The 14,740-nt window shown below is 41.5% G+C and carries 14 protein-coding genes; 4 read left to right on the top strand and 10 right to left on the bottom strand.

Translation table 11 applies throughout. The features are described 5' to 3' along the window. The 5 genes from IPH84_17560 to IPH84_17580 form a co-directional block, all read right to left on the bottom strand. On the bottom strand, positions 1–855 hold an 855-nt coding region (locus IPH84_17560; GenBank protein MBK7174984.1), incomplete at its 3' end, for a hypothetical protein. Then, positions 765–2,279: a fibronectin type III domain-containing protein gene (locus IPH84_17565; GenBank protein MBK7174985.1), complete on the bottom strand. Its 1,515-nt coding sequence runs from the start codon at positions 2,277–2,279 to the stop codon at positions 765–767. The genes IPH84_17560 and IPH84_17565, both read right to left, overlap by 91 nt. Beyond that, positions 2,246–4,255, bottom strand: coding sequence for a carboxypeptidase regulatory-like domain-containing protein (locus IPH84_17570; GenBank protein ID MBK7174986.1), 2,010 nt, complete (start codon positions 4,253–4,255; stop codon positions 2,246–2,248). The genes IPH84_17565 and IPH84_17570 overlap by 34 nt, the downstream gene beginning before the upstream one ends. Before the next feature lie 144 nt (positions 4,256–4,399). Continuing rightward, a complete protein-coding gene (locus tag IPH84_17575) occupies positions 4,400–4,804 on the bottom strand; it encodes a hypothetical protein (protein ID MBK7174987.1) in 405 nt (134 codons plus the stop codon). A gap of 573 nt (positions 4,805–5,377) precedes the next feature. After that, positions 5,378–6,595 carry a fibrobacter succinogenes major paralogous domain-containing protein gene (locus IPH84_17580; protein MBK7174988.1) on the bottom strand — a complete coding sequence of 406 codons (1,218 nt, stop codon included), beginning with the start codon at positions 6,593–6,595 and terminating at the stop codon, positions 5,378–5,380. A gap of 279 nt (positions 6,596–6,874) precedes the next feature. On the opposite strand from IPH84_17580, the gene IPH84_17585 reads away from it, so the two are divergent. Both IPH84_17585 and IPH84_17590 read left to right on the top strand, forming a co-directional pair. Continuing rightward, positions 6,875–7,924, top strand: a complete 1,050-nt coding sequence (locus tag IPH84_17585) for a histidine kinase (protein MBK7174989.1) — start codon at positions 6,875–6,877, stop codon at positions 7,922–7,924. Further along, positions 7,917–8,621, top strand: a complete 705-nt coding sequence (locus IPH84_17590; protein ID MBK7174990.1) for a response regulator transcription factor — start codon at positions 7,917–7,919, stop codon at positions 8,619–8,621. The genes IPH84_17585 and IPH84_17590 overlap by 8 nt, the downstream gene beginning before the upstream one ends. An 11-nt stretch (positions 8,622–8,632) precedes the next feature. On the opposite strand, the gene IPH84_17595 is transcribed toward IPH84_17590, so the two are convergent. From IPH84_17595 to IPH84_17615, 5 genes are all read right to left on the bottom strand, one after another. After that, positions 8,633–9,595 carry a hypothetical protein gene (locus IPH84_17595; protein ID MBK7174991.1) on the bottom strand — a complete coding sequence of 321 codons (963 nt, stop codon included), beginning with the start codon at positions 9,593–9,595 and terminating at the stop codon, positions 8,633–8,635. A 193-nt stretch (positions 9,596–9,788) separates the two neighbouring features. Then, the gene (locus tag IPH84_17600; protein MBK7174992.1) at positions 9,789–10,442 is read right to left on the bottom strand and encodes a hypothetical protein; all 654 of its coding nucleotides are present in this window, start codon (positions 10,440–10,442) and stop codon (positions 9,789–9,791) included. After that, positions 10,429–10,959 (bottom strand): RNA polymerase sigma factor, encoded by a 531-nt coding sequence (locus IPH84_17605; protein MBK7174993.1) that lies wholly within the window; start codon positions 10,957–10,959, stop codon positions 10,429–10,431. Before IPH84_17605 ends, IPH84_17600 begins: the two co-directional genes overlap by 14 nt. A gap of 400 nt (positions 10,960–11,359) precedes the next feature. After that, positions 11,360–11,893, bottom strand: a complete 534-nt coding sequence (locus tag IPH84_17610) for a hypothetical protein (GenBank protein MBK7174994.1) — start codon at positions 11,891–11,893, stop codon at positions 11,360–11,362. A 138-nt stretch (positions 11,894–12,031) separates the two neighbouring features. Beyond that, positions 12,032–13,534: a carboxylesterase family protein gene (locus tag IPH84_17615; GenBank protein ID MBK7174995.1), complete on the bottom strand. Its 1,503-nt coding sequence runs from the start codon at positions 13,532–13,534 to the stop codon at positions 12,032–12,034. Between the two features lie 276 nt (positions 13,535–13,810). Between IPH84_17615 and IPH84_17620 the strand changes: the two genes are divergently transcribed. Next, the gene (locus IPH84_17620; GenBank protein ID MBK7174996.1) at positions 13,811–14,017 is read left to right on the top strand and encodes a hypothetical protein; all 207 of its coding nucleotides are present in this window, start codon (positions 13,811–13,813) and stop codon (positions 14,015–14,017) included. A gap of 91 nt (positions 14,018–14,108) precedes the next feature. Next, a partial coding sequence (locus IPH84_17625) for a metallophosphoesterase (GenBank protein ID MBK7174997.1) occupies positions 14,109–14,740 on the top strand: 632 nt, incomplete at its 3' end.

The following is a 14,740-nucleotide window of genomic DNA, read 5'->3' on the forward strand; positions in this document are numbered from 1 at the left end:
GCTGGCATTATCAATAGCCGCCATATCTGAACCATCCACAATTCCATCCTGTGACTCATCCCCTCCATAAATTACGAAGACAGATCCCATCAATTTCAAGTTGTTTCCATATGATTGTGATGCTGAAATACTGAGGTCATAATTGAAAGGTCCAGTCCCAGTCAAATCTATCGGAAGGTTTGTCCAGGTTTCGAGACTATTGCGATGTTTGATTACCAGGTAATAGGAACCTGATATCTCTCCCGGAATGCTGTTGATCAAAATTTCACCATTGGTTTTCAAATCAATATTTTCGAAGGAGTATGCAATGGAATATGGTGCTGTAGGATTATGCAACTCAATAGTTACCTGGTCAGCAATGCCTGCTCCGAAATGAGGACCAGGGCCATCTGAAGCCTGGTTCATGACACCTGCCCCGGCATATAGTCCCTCAAGAAAAGCTTTCAGGTTTAGTGTTTTAGTAGTAATGGTACCGGTAAGTGAAATATCATCAATTTGCCAATCCTCTATTTGATATGAAGAACCATTCACTGCGAAAGCAAACTGGAAAGTGGATGAACCGACATCGGGAGTCGATATAGTCAGGTTTCTCGTCTCCGGTCCATGAATACCCATTTGAGCTAATGACCAGGCAGGATTCCAGGTAGTCCCGCCATCGCTGGTTGTCCATACTTCACAGGAAGATTCGGAGCTATAAGAATAGATGTAACTTTTAAAGGAAAGATCAAGAGTAGTTTGTCCGGAAGTATTGATAACAGGAGACATCAGGTATGACCTTCCATAGAAATAGGGGTTATAATAGGAGAAACTGAGTTCTGGCGAGGTCCCACCGGCAGAATTGCCAATGTTAACCATCCAGTTTGAGAGTGCTCCTTCCCCACGCTTTTGCCAGCATTGTGGAGGCGAACCAATTGACTGAGTACTGAAATCCTCGATATAAGGCAATGAAACAGCCGGGCATGGCAGGTAAAAGGTGAATGGTCCGGCCCAGTTGCTAAAGAGCCGCTTCCACAATTACTCTGAACAAAATAACTATAGGAATTGCCCATGCTGAGCCCGTTTAAGGTAAATGGATTTGATGTAATACCTGTGATCATGGTTCCATTCCCCTGGGCAAACCCCGCTGGGCCCCATTCGATATTCCAGGCAGGAGAACTGGATGTCCAGCTGAGATCAGCAGAAGTTGTAGTGATGTTTGATACATTGAGTGCAGTAGGTGCCAGGCAGCTGTTGCATGTGATTTTAACCCAATAACGGTTGAGTGAGTCACATTTCAACTGGTCAGAATATGCCGGAGCTATATATACAAAATAGGTTCCGGCTGAGGCTAACCTGGTAACAAATGAGACGTTTTCACCTGCCCATCTATCATAGGAACTATAGAATATAGCCGAGGAACAAGGGGCGGAAGCAATACCAAAAGTACAGAGGAATTCTGACTGCCCTGTCAATATTACATCAGTCGGTCCTGTGAGCGTGAAAGAGTACCAGTCGGTGTCACGGTGTGTCCTGTTTAACCAGGCGGTACCACAAATTGTTTCACCGCAATTGATGGTCCCGGTTGCCGTAGGTATTATCTCACATCCATTGTTTGTGCTGCCGCCGCATGTTTCCGTTTCAGAGATTGAACCTGCCGGGCAATTGAAGTAATGGGTGCGGAAAGTTGTCCTGACCCATGCGCTTGCATCTGAAGCACTGCATTGGGTGCGCACATAAACATCATACGCAGTGCCGGCTGTAAGACCGGTAAATGAATACCCGGGGGTGGTACTTATTAGGACGTTGGTACCCAATCCTTGAGTAAATCCGGCAGGACCCCATTCAAGGTCCCATTGGAGATTAGTCGACAATATAGAGGGTGTCCAGGAAAGATTAGCAGAGGTGGTAGTAAGGGTTGAATTGGAAACAACCAGGTTTGTCGGTGGAAAACATGTATAGATATCCACATGGACCGGGCCGATCCTTTCTGATTCCCCATAGTCATATTGTGCCGAGACCTCATAATCATACGCTCCTTTTGGAAGTGCGGGATCGTCGTAGGAAAGATCGGGAATATTACTGGCAATTATAATATTGTCGCGGTAAACATTGTAACCGGTAAAGGCAGATGAAATTGCATACTGATTATCTGTTTCAGGTTTTGATTGGTTAACACCTGTTTCGGCCAGATTATTAGGTGAATTTGGCACTTCTGTTTGTATAAATTGAATGATTTTGGGTTGTGCCGAAATAGGTAACGGATCATTTAAAATGGGTTGAGATGATAGGTTCTGGACCATGGGGTACTCTGTTGAGAATCAAGCACTGAGCTTTCAGAAACGAAACCCTGGAGCGTCCAGTTAAATTCCCAGCCCCATGCATCTTTTACGGAAAACCATCCGTAGCCACTGTTAATCATATCGCCTTTCCCAACGACAGCAGGCCCAGGGCCCAAACCGGCAGGATACCCGTCGACGGTCTCAACTATTTCATAACCGAACCAGAATTCCTGAGTGCCATCAATCAGTATCGGGGAAGTGAGAGTCACATCATTCCATCCATTTATAAACGGATTGGTAACAACCTGTGAATGCAGTAATGTAGAAGCATTGGTTCCTTTCCAGACTTTCAAAGTGTAAGCAGCATTTGGATCAGCAGGAGCAAAACGGATCTTTTTAAGGTAGGTCCCGTCATAAGAGGCAATATCAGAAACCGGCCACCTGGAGGCAACACTAAAGGTAGCGGGTGCGCCATATCCAAGTCCGCCAGAGATGATTCCTTGATCCCAATGAATCCATTGGTCAGCCACTGAACCTGGAATCATCCAGGTCAGATGTACATTGTTGAAGGCAGGACCTGTAACATTCGCCTGCAAATTAACAGGTGGTGCATAATAGGGTTGCAGGCAGAAATCCTGGGTGGTAGTATTTTCTGGGTCTATATTAATGGAGGAAATGGTCTGGCTTTCATCCTGATAGAAGGCAGTAACATTGTAGATTCCAACCGGTAATGATAATTGGTAATGACCTGTTGCATCAGAAGTAGTAGAATAATTCCCCGTTGTGATTGTAGCCCCGGCAATAGGTGTCGTACAATTGGGTTGTTCAGCAACAATTCCTTCAAGGGTGCCCACAATTGTATTCATTTCAAATTGCACCTGGTTAATAAACTGTCCAAGTCCTGTATTAGCCTCTGGGGGTGCAACAGGATCGGGGTTGATGCCGTAATCATAAAATAGCAGGCCGCGATGAGTCTCCGTATAAAATGAACTCCAGAATGCTGTGCAGTCATAGCTATTGGAATTTTCATCTACGGCAACCACAATATTACTACCTGTGTAATGAAATGGCGTGGGCAAGAGAATCTCAACCCAGGTTCCGGCAATAGGTTCAGGAATTGTTCCCGAGAAGACTTGATTCATTGAAGTTACCGGCACCCAATCTGCTGTGCCTGCAAACTCTGTTTTGGCTGTATTTCCCAGGTAGACGGTCCAGTTATTCGAGTTTGAAAAGCTTGAAACACCGCCGGCATAGTAGAACCTGATCTTTGAAATGAACCCGCTTGTACCACTACCATCGTTTATTTCACTTCCGAGATAGATCTGCTGACTGTAACTGTAATCGTAACAAGAGTTTATTGGAAATTGTTGTGAAAGATCGGATCCATTTCCTATTTGAATATTGATTCCTGCCCCATATTCATAAGCGCCCATATCAATTGTATATTCGTTGATTCTGGGATTTCCATCCAGGTCCAATGTCTGAAAGTTAAAATCATTCCATCCTGCATCAATACAAGGACTAGCATCTAGTAACCTGAAATTGCCTGATTCCGGATTGACGAAATTCGGATCTGAAGAAATATTCCCTGAACCATCGGGCTGGGGATCGCTGCAGCAATAAACAAATGTATTTCCGTCATAATTTGAAGGATTACCTGAATTATCAGTATTTCCCCAAATAAGGCAATTTTGAAACTCCCCGCCATTTATTACATTGCTCGTTCCGCCCCAATTCAAAGCGGTATTATTTGTTATGGTACATCCGATAATAAAAATATTCTGGTTTCCATAATAATCACCCCAGTCGCAGTAGACTCCGCCTCCGCCCACCGGTGAATTTGGTGCGCTGTTATTGGTAATAAGGCAATTCACCAGTTTTCCTGTATGTACCAGATTTACTCCGCCTCCGCCTCCATTCCAGTCGTTATCATTTGTATTTGTATTTCCGGAAATGATACAGTTGACAATTTCAGCATCTGCATTACAATCTCCCATATATACTCCACCACCAGCACTGCCTGCGGAATTATTCTGAATTGTGCAATTTAATACTTTTGCACCTGATCCAAAGCCAATAATAGCAAGTCCACCACCTCCATCGATTGGTGAAGAATTATCTTTAATAATGCAGTTGCATATTTAAGGTGAAGCATCCAATATCAAAATCCCACCCCCATACAAGACATAATCTGTCGAAGAATTTCCATGCTGAATAGTAAACCCTATAACCTGGCAGGATGAAATTTCGTTAAGATCAAAAGTAATAACTCGTCCCGAATTACTACCATCAATTATAGTATTTGAAATGAAACCGGGATTCCCGGTTGTGAAGTAATTGGAACAAAGAATAATGTTCTTTCCGTAGAGGTTTAAATTCTCATAATAGGTACCCGGTTCAACCAGAACGATATCACCATCGACGGACGCAATAATACCTTCCTGGATTGAATTATAGGTTGCAGGAACATGCAGGATTGCGCAAAATCCGATATAAGGGAGGGCGATGAAAACAAAAAGTAAGGCAGATAACAGGATTTTTTTCATGGCAACTGAATTATTTGATGTTATAATTAAATGTGCATTAATGTTCGATTTAAATATTACTGATTATACCCAAGCGGAATAGGTTTGCGATCAGTCAATTGACGGACAATTAATATTCTCGTTATAACTCATTCTGATCAGTTTCCGACAGTTGACGGATTGCAAACTTGTAAAGAATGAGAATAATCTCCAAAAGCCTATAAATCAGGAAAAAATATCCCGATTTGATCACCCATTCAAGTCCATATCAAATGCCCGGTATATAGGTAACAGGGCATTGGTATCATTTTATCAATTCGATACTTTAAATAAAAATTCTTTCTATTAAGATACGAACTTTCTGGCTAAAAATCAAATTGCCCGGAGAAAGAACTAAAATTTCAATTTCATGTGTAATTCAAGCATTTGCTATGTATTAAGTCATTTGGAACAGCAACCTGTTTTTTTATACATCGCAACGAAAACCCGTCGCTTTTTGAACCGGCAATTCTGATAATAGCAGGAGTTCTTCCAAAAGTAAAAAGCTATTCAATTTGCACTTTCTGAATTTTCTCAGCACCCCATTCAAATAGATTAATCCTTCAGACAACGAACAGAAAAACCTGTTGATTTAGCAGAATAATATATGGCTGCACTAGCGTAATTATTGGTAATGCTTAGGTAATAGATAGCTTCTGAAGAAGCCTCATTTGAACTCCACCAGAACGTTTGGTCGCCACTGTGGTAGGATGTGCCCCAATTAATACGATAACCTGCAGGATAACCTGAAAAGCCTGTTGCATTTCTCATTTCAGGATAATCTGTATTACCAACCGTACCGGTTCCGGTGTGAAATGTCCAGCCAGTTGCTGTTGCTAATGCTTTAGCATATTTGTTTCCGGTTGTTGTGCCATCGTAGTTATACCCGTGATCCTGAAGGAATAACTCCAAATCTTCCCAATCGGAATTTGAAGGAATATGCCAACCGCTGGGACAAAGTTTTGTATTCACTGCATATCCATTGTATAATGCACCATAAGTTTCTTTAAACGAAGTTTCATCGTTGTTATACCAGCAGTAGGCAGCAGTGGTTAAATTAAACCATTCGTTGTTTTCAGTTACCAGGGGAATATCTGTACCATCATTATATTTTGTAGTTTTCAAATTTTCCGCCATCCACGTTTGAGTGCCAAGAGTTATGGTAGGGTAAACATTTCCGCTTGTATCAGTAACAGTAACAGGCACAGGGGCAGTTACATTAATAGTTACTGTTTTACTGATTGTATTATACTCAACTATATTGGTCGGGGTAAAATCAACTTTCAGATTCTGATTGGCGCCTTCATTTAGTTGTGTACCAGCAGCAGGTGTATATGCAAAGATGCCGGACACATCGGCAGTTGCATTTAATTGAGTAGCACTAAGCAAAGTACCAAAACTGATATCTGCCGGGTTTGCCCAGGTGATAACCGGATCTTTTTTAGCTACTACATTAATTTTTACAGTTTTGCTGGCCTGATTGTAGTTGGAGGCATCAGTTGGCTTGAATTCTACTTTCAAATCCTGGTTCATACCTGTAGTTAATGTGGTTCCCATAGCAGGTGTGTACACAAAAGTGCCGGCAACATCGGCTGTTGCGTTTAACTGTGTTGCACTGAGTACCGTGCCAAAACTGATGTCGGCCGGATTTGCCCAGGTAATCACCGGGTCTTTTTTTTTTGTTGTCTCATCTTTTTTGCAACTAACTGTAATTGTTGTTAACAAGCCTGTTAGAATAAAAAAATAAATTGCTGGTCTGATTTTGATTTTCATTAGATGGAAATTTTTGGTTAAAAATTAAAGTCAAGAGAAAGTGTTTTTTGTGATAAATGATCAAGAACGAATTGATTGCCATTGAGTAGATTTTTCAGAATTCGTATAGTTCGTTTAGAGCTTTTAATTACCATAAAATTAAGTACTTATAAAGAGGTGAAAAGACGATTTTACACAACAGGCATGAAATGCAGGATGACAGGCCCAATATTCTTGACAGGCTAAAATGCAACCGGGATTAAATAGATGTAAATTGCAGTTATAAAAATTGCTGCCTTCATGAGAAGAAAAATTAAAATAGCGAGATTAGGGATTCAACTATTTTTATGGATCATTCTCACCTTTTTCCTGCTATATTTTATTTATGATGCAAATGCACCATTTTTGCAACAATTTATTGCCACACTAATTGTAACAGCATTCACAGCAGTTCCTTCATTCTTCTCAACAAGGGTTCTCGTTCCCAGGCTGCTTTATCGTAAAAAAATCAGGAAATTTATTTTTGCTTTATTATTGGCGGCAGTATTTAATTCTCTGCTGACCTATCTGCTTGCCGGCGCTTTATATTATGAAATAGGGGGGAACAATATTTTCAGAGACCTACCTACAATCATATTCCTGGTTTCGTTTTTTTTAATTGTCAATTTTATAGTAATTACAGTCAGTTCAGCTATCCAGATCATTGTTGACCGCTTTGGAATGGAAGAACATTTACATATAGTTGAAAATGAAAAGATCAGTACAGAATTGGCTTTTTTAAGGGCGCAGATAAATCCTCATTTTCTTTTTAATGTGCTGAATACCATTTATTTCCAGATCAATAAAGAAAACAGGGAAGCAAGAAATTCAGTTGAAAAACTTTCAGAAATGCTTCGATACCAGTTATATGAATGTACTTCCGACAGGATTGACATATCGAAAGAACTGGCTTATATCGAAAATTATGTGGCAGTTCAGCAATTGCGAATGGAAGCTGGCACTGATTTACAGATCAATCTGCCCCAAGATCCCATTTCATTTAAAATTGCTCCTTTGTTAATTTTACCGTTACTTGAAAATGCTTTTAAGCATATCTCAAATTATAAAGACCCAGCCCAAAACAAACTATATATTAAAATCACCATTGAACCAGGTGCTCTCTTTGTGGTAAATATATCAAATACCTATAATTTACATGATCAACCCGGGCTGTTGAAGAACTCGAGTGGTGTTGGACTGAAAAATCTTGAACGGCGACTGGCATTGCTTTATCCGGGTAAATACTGGCTTACCCTTAAACGAAATGAAGATACCTATAATACAACCCTAACAATTCAATATGATGATTAATTGTCTAGTTGTTGATGATGAACCTATTGCCCGTGAAGGAATTTTGGAATATATCAGGCAAATTGATTATTTAAACCCGGTAGCCCAGTGCAAGAGTGCTGCGGAAGCTGCTGGTCTTTTGCAAAAGAATAAAATTGACTTGATTTTTATTGATATTCAAATGCCAAAATTAAGCGGGATAGAATTTGTAAAAGCACTGGCAAATCCACCGCTCATTATTTTTACTACAGCCTATTCTGAATATGCCCTGGAAGGTTTTGAACTCGATGTGGTGGATTACCTGCTTAAACCTATTTCCTTTGCAAGATTCCTGAAATCAGTGGAAAAAGTTCAAAATTACCTTCATGCAAGAAATAAGGAACTTAGCATTTCACGGGATTTCTTTTTCATCAAATGCAATGGTAAAATTGAGAAGATCCTGATGGATGATGTGATTTATATCGAAGCTATGGCAAATTATGTCATCATCCATACCCGGATTAAAAAGTACATTACCTATCTGACTTTCTCAGGCATTGAAGAGCAACTTCCATCAGATCTTTTTGTCAGGGTACATAAGTCTTTCCTGGTTGCAATTGCATCTATTCAAACGATTGATGGTAACGAAGTGATTACGGGATCCATGCGGCTTCCATTGAGTAAAAATTACAGAAGTGAAGTAATGCACCGGATAGATTCCAGGCTGATGAAGAGATAGTATCTATCCTGTCAGAAACCAAATCCAATACGAACGGCCGGAAAAAGCTCTTTAAAATCACCTGACATATACAGTTGAGGAGCCACGGAAATGAATTTTGCCACATCCCAGTTAAACCCAAGCCTCATGGTGTTTTTTTGCAGAAGATCCCCATTCCGGCTTACAAGGTATCCCACCTCCATTCCAAGCCAGTTTGGCTTCCCGATAGTATTTGACATGTTATACTTATAGCCGATACTCAGGAATCCATTAAGTTTTGGACTGGAAAGATCACTGAAATAGGATAACTGACTATACGACAGGTAATATTGATGTTTCCAGATACTTTTTTTGCAAAAAATCAGTCCCAATTGAGCTGATAAATCAATTACGGGCTGTCCTTTGATCAGGTTAACACCTACTCCTCCATTCAGAACGAGAACATCTTTCTGCCCGGTGACTTTATCGAGTTGCGCATTACGAACCATTTTCCCTTCATGAGTTGAAAAATGATAGGTGGTTGACAACCTGCTTTTGATTGAGAAAACAGAATCAATAACATCCTCCAGGTTTTTCAGTGTTTGTTCCGAAAAGATTTCTGCAGGGTCATTAAACTGTATTTGAAGCTGGTAGAGCTCTGAAAGAATGGATAAACGATTATCAAAGGTATACCGGGTCATGCCTCCTTTATCCCAGATAATTCTTTCACCGGCAATACCTGGTTTAATTGATAGCCTGGTATCAGGCACATAAGTGATAGCATAGGTTCCCTGCGAAGGGATGTCTTTCCTTTCGAGAAGGATGGTTTGAAGGCTTTTCAGGTCTCTTGTCACAGTCGCAGATAAAGAGTCGTAGCTGAAAATCTTCATATTGATTTCCATCTTATTCCCCAGCTGTACATTTACAGAATCGAGATAGGGTGTCTGACTGTATAACCTGAAAACCATGCCAAAAAGGATGAACATAAGCATGGTTGATTTTCTTAGATTTTTCATGGGATTTATTTTGTAATAATAATGTATTGAGTTCACTCCGATTAAAATGGAATCCGAAATTAGCCGCTAAGCCGCAAGCTTGCACAAGATTAGATTATCAAGCACATAACATTAGTGATCCTTAGTGGCTTAGTGCCTTTGTGTCAGAAAATCTTATCCCAAGCAGGCTCACTTTTTAGAATTTTTCCGGTTGTCAAAGATTCACGGTAAATGCAGTCGATCCGTTGCCTTCAGGAGAATTGTTGCCTCCGAGTTTGAAAAGCAGCTTGCCCTTTTTCTTTTCTTTCCTGCCCTGTTTGTTACTGATAACAATCTCCCTGTTAGTATTTTGTATCTGATACGATTGTGGAGGTTCATTTTTGACAGGGTTCTGCATAACAGTGATTAATTCAGTGACAGGCTCTCTTTCCGTATAGATGGTCTGATGGATAAATACTGTGTCTACCTGTTTCTCAACAGTATTCTTTTGTTTGTACACAATCACATTCCTTTGAATATAAACTGTATCAGTCTTAACTGTTTGCGATGTAGCGGATGATGGCTTCTCTGCCGGTTTGGCAATCTGGTGATGAAGCGTCTCAGTTTTTATACTTCTATTCGATTCGGCTAAAAACCGCACACTATTTTTCTCCCTGAAAAGAAGGATGGCTAAAGTGCCTGAACAAAACAGAAGCAGTATACATGCAGCAATCAGTAAGCGATACAGGAGGAAGGGGGCTTGTTTTTTGTTACCTGGATGAATCTGCTGCCATATCCTGTTTTTTGACTGGTCCGCTTCAATCTCGTAGTATCCTGCGGATTCATCAACAGTTTTCCGGAAGTGGGCATCAATGTTATGGGGTTCCATATTGTTGAGTTTTTTCAAGTCGTTCAATAATGTGCATCCTGGCTTTTCTAAGCTGTGATTTCGATGTATTCTCCGCGATCCCCAGGAGATCCGAGATTTCTTTATGGGAATATCCTTCCAGGGCAAACAGGTTGAATACCATTCTGTATCCTGCCGGCATTTCCTCAATGATGGAATAAACCTTATCTGCATCGATCCAGCTCAGATCCTCATTGTATGAAGTGTCATGATTGTTTTCAGTCAGTTCCTCTTCGTACCTGATTCTGTTGTTTGCTTTGCTGAATCGAATGGATTCGTTAATGACAATGGTCTTTATCCATTTTTCCAGGCTGTTTTCTCCCCGGTACTCAAAACGCCTGATGTTTGAGAAAACCCGGGTAAAGGATACTACCAATACATCCTCCGCATCATGATGGTCAGAAAGAATCCGTCGGCACAGATTGTACATCCGGTGATAGTGCATATTGAACAGCCTGCTTTGAGCGAGTTGATTCCCGCGGATGCAATGTTCAATCATTTCCTTTATTTCCAAAACTGACCGGGTATAAGGTTGTACTAATCAGAAGAACCTGATTTAGTTGTCAGGAGTTGCCTGAGTATATAAATTTATAGAATTATGTTGAATTATTAGAGATTATCCAACATTGGAAGCTGCTACTCATACCAGTGAAATTTGTGTCACGCGTCGGGAGACGCGCGCCAGCAATGTGTCACGCGTCAGGAGACGCGCGCCAGCAATGTGTCACGCGTCAGGAGACGCGCGCCAGCATTGTGTCACGCGTCGGGAGACGCGCGCCAGCAATGCGTCGGAGCGCGGATGGAGCGTCGGGAGACGCGGCCAGGCAGCGTGGGGGGGGGTGTCACGCGTCAGGAGACGCGCGCCAGCATTGTGTCACGCGTCGGGAGACGCGCGCCAGCTAGTTTGGCAATATTGTGTCAAAATCTATATCAAAACCGGTGGTTGTATTGGTCGGAATATCAAAATCCATCCGCATTGCTACTTCTCTGCAGGTGTCACAATAACCTTGAAATGGGCATTCCTCCTCATTGTATTCGCAAAACTCAATGTGGGTATTGCCAATCGACATGGACACATGGTTTTCCAGCCAGAAATTTCGGATAAAAGGGTATCTCAATTCAGCAGGATAACCTACCGGGAATTCCAGGATGAAATGGAAATTCAACAATAGCTTTTCAAGTTCTGTCGAAAGAAGAGCCCGCTGTTCTTGTGTCAGTTCCTCCGGAGGAGGCAATAACTCATGCATTATTCCGGTAATTTCTGAGATTGGGATTTCATCGCCATAAATGAATTTTTCAACATATGACATGTCTTCCATCTCGAGTTCATCCTCCGTGTCTGCCCCCGATTTTTCCCAGATTTCATGAGGGGAGTTCAGATTCCAGCTTGCTTCGCGCAAGTCCTCAATCAGTTGCATAATGTAACGTTCCATAAAATTAATAGTTAAATTATAAAATATATAAACAAACTGTCGCACGATAGAAATCACGCGACTTTATTTGAATTAAAGATAGAAAATTTTATCTGACGTTTTTAGATATACCTGAAAATCTTGTTTTCACAAAATTGCCTAATACACCATCATTTTCCTATATACAATTTCCCCATTTATTAATAACCTTACCATATAAACTCCCGGCTTCCACCCTGTAACATCGAGCTTAGACTGATTTCCACTTTTTGTAATTGAAACCGGCTGTTCTTTCCCTGATGAGTTGTATACTTTAATATTCTCAATACTCAAAGGCTTGCCAGATTCGATGGTTACCATTCCATTTGCAGGAACCGGAAATATCCTGATATCACCTGCCAGGGGTTCTGCTGAACCGGTATTATCCAGCACAATAACCGACTGACTGATAGTATCCCAACTCTGAATAGTATTCCTGATAAATAGACTCACCAGGTAAGTCCCTTCTGAACTATAAGTATGAACCGGATTCTGTTCAATACTGCTCCCGCCATCACCGAAATCCCATTTCCAGCCAGTGGCACCATTACTCTGGTCGTTGAAGCTTATCTCCAGCGCATTTGCAACTGTTGAAAATGCTGCTTCAGGCTTGTGTACCTGCCAGAAAAAGGTTGTGCTTTTCTTAACAATCGTATCCCAGTATTCATTCCCCCCTGTTCCATTCTCCCACATCCCGTTAGAGGCACCATGAAATTCATGCCCTACACCCTCAACGAAGTAAGTATCTGCTGCCGGGATACCAATTTTGGCAAGACGTTTACTGATTGCATTACTGCCAAAGACATCTGCAAGGCTGGCAAATCCAAATGGAGGGCCACTGGTGAAAGGTACGGTTTCATCGGCTGTACCATGCACCAGGAACATGGGGGCTGAATTATTCGTGCCGATTTTCAAGGTATCATCCACTCCTCCCCACAGGCCCATAATCCCATCCGGGGTTCCGTTATAACCCAGGTTGGCCCCAATGTCAGGATCACCCAGGGACGGGCCGGTATAGTTCTGAAAAAAGGCGGTATAGCTTACCGGTCCCACATAGACGGGCAGTTCTGTGGCATCAAGCGTTACTGAGTTTATTGCTATAAAAGCTCCGGCACTACTGCCGGCAAAATAGACTTTATCAGGATCAATTCCATACTGAGTAGCATTGGCCCTGAGAAACCTCACGGCTGTTCGTCCGTCCTGTATCCCCCTGTAAGCTCCCCGCTGATAATGAAGATCAGCATTATCAAGTACTTCAAGCCCTTTCCGGTAATCAATCGTGGCTGTTACATACCCTTTTCTGGCGAAAGTGTCACAAAAAGCAACCATATCGTCAACCGACCTGTTGCCCGATACAAATCCCCCGGGATGGGCAAAGATGATGGCAGGACGTTTCGATAGTGTATCATTCTGAGGTTGATAGAGGTCCATTACCAGGTTCTGGACAGTTGTAGCCGCTTCGTTGATATAGGGATAATTCAGAAAAGGAGCTGAGCCATAAATGATATCTGAAGTTTTGACTGAGCCAGGAAAAAGAGTGTGAACATACCGAAAGTTTTGTGCACTCAGTGACAAAGTGAGTGTTAGAAATATAGGTATGATTATCAGGAATATGTGTTTCATGGTTGAGGAATCAGAGATGAACAAAGATAAGCATTCCTCTTCACTCTTGATTTCATTCTCTATCTGACCATGCCACGAACCTGTGATTTTGATCTGAGGTATTAATTTTTGAGATTGAGAATGTTTAATACTGATATGAAAAGAGGTGGAATAGCAATATTGAGATGAGGTTATATTACTATTTATTCCAAAATGTGATTAATACTAAAAGGTCAGATTATCTGGCACTTAAAATACATTCGAGTATTAGAAATCATAAGTTAAAACTGGATTGGAATGTATAACTTTATTGACAGTCCTGATACCAGGAAGGAAAAACGCCTGATCTGGGCTTGCACCCGATCGGTGCAGGAGGCAATAGGGTATGTTCACCGAAAGAGTGGGAAGAAAAGCAAAAGCCGGTGGGATCTTTTTCTTAAAGTTCTTTCGGTTTTCGAACTCCTGCTTAAGGTAACCGGTCAGTACAAAAAAGGGATACGGTAATGCTAAAACAATCAGGGTTAATGAAATTTCCCTTGAATATCCTAATCTGCCAGCTGCCTTTAATGGATTCAGGATTCTTCACTTATCCGATTTGCATATCGATAGCATACCTGGTTTTGCTAATATTCTTGTAAAAAAGATAAAACCGCTTCCATTTGACCTATGCCTTCTAACCGGCGACTACCGAAAGGATATCTCCGGAAGTTTTAACAACATCCTGAAGCCCATGAGGGTGCTTTCAAAATATATCGAAGCTCCCTTTGGAACCTTCGCCGTTCTTGGCAACCACGACACATACCTTATGGCCCGGTATGAGAAAGAATCAGGAATTAATTTGCTTATCAATGAATCTGTTGAAATTATCAGGGACGGTCAAAAAATATTGCTAACAGGGACAGATGACCCATTTAACTATTACTCGGAATCAGCACTTATAAGCCTGGAAACCAGTGGCTATGATTTCAAGATCGCCATTGTTCACACCCCGGAACTTAGTAAGGTTGCTTCCCGGAATAAGTATGACCTCTATTTATGCGGGCATACCCATGGCGGACAAATTTGTTTAAAGGAAGGAATGCCCCTGATCAGTCACCAGTTTGAAGGAAAACAATACAATCACGGGACCTGGCGCATTGGGAAAATGATTGGATACACATCAAGAGGTGCAGGCGTCAGCGGGATTCCTCTAAGATTCAACTGCGAGGCTGAGATAACAGTCATAAC

The organism is Bacteroidales bacterium, from assembly GCA_016707785.1.
Classification (GTDB): Bacteria; Bacteroidota; Bacteroidia; order Bacteroidales; family UBA4417; genus UBA4417.

Excerpts from the sequence above, each read along its gene's own strand:
- IPH84_17565 (MBK7174985.1), bottom strand. The coding sequence starts at position 2,279 with ATGGTCCAGAACCTATCATCTCAACCCATTTTAAATGATCCGTTACCT.
- IPH84_17570 (MBK7174986.1), bottom strand. The coding sequence starts at position 4,255 with ATGGGAGATTGTAATGCAGATGCTGAAATTGTCAACTGTATCATTTCC.
- IPH84_17575 (MBK7174987.1), bottom strand. The coding sequence starts at position 4,804 with ATGAAAAAAATCCTGTTATCTGCCTTACTTTTTGTTTTCATCGCCCTC.
- IPH84_17580 (MBK7174988.1), bottom strand. The coding sequence starts at position 6,595 with ATGAAAATCAAAATCAGACCAGCAATTTATTTTTTTATTCTAACAGGC.
- IPH84_17585 (MBK7174989.1), top strand. The coding sequence starts at position 6,875 with ATGAGAAGAAAAATTAAAATAGCGAGATTAGGGATTCAACTATTTTTA.
- IPH84_17590 (MBK7174990.1), top strand. The coding sequence starts at position 7,917 with ATGATTAATTGTCTAGTTGTTGATGATGAACCTATTGCCCGTGAAGGA.
- IPH84_17595 (MBK7174991.1), bottom strand. The coding sequence starts at position 9,595 with ATGAAAAATCTAAGAAAATCAACCATGCTTATGTTCATCCTTTTTGGC.
- IPH84_17600 (MBK7174992.1), bottom strand. The coding sequence starts at position 10,442 with ATGGAACCCCATAACATTGATGCCCACTTCCGGAAAACTGTTGATGAA.
- IPH84_17605 (MBK7174993.1), bottom strand. The coding sequence starts at position 10,959 with ATGATTGAACATTGCATCCGCGGGAATCAACTCGCTCAAAGCAGGCTG.
- IPH84_17610 (MBK7174994.1), bottom strand. The coding sequence starts at position 11,893 with ATGGAACGTTACATTATGCAACTGATTGAGGACTTGCGCGAAGCAAGC.
- IPH84_17615 (MBK7174995.1), bottom strand. The coding sequence starts at position 13,534 with ATGAAACACATATTCCTGATAATCATACCTATATTTCTAACACTCACT.
- IPH84_17620 (MBK7174996.1), top strand. The coding sequence starts at position 13,811 with ATGTATAACTTTATTGACAGTCCTGATACCAGGAAGGAAAAACGCCTG.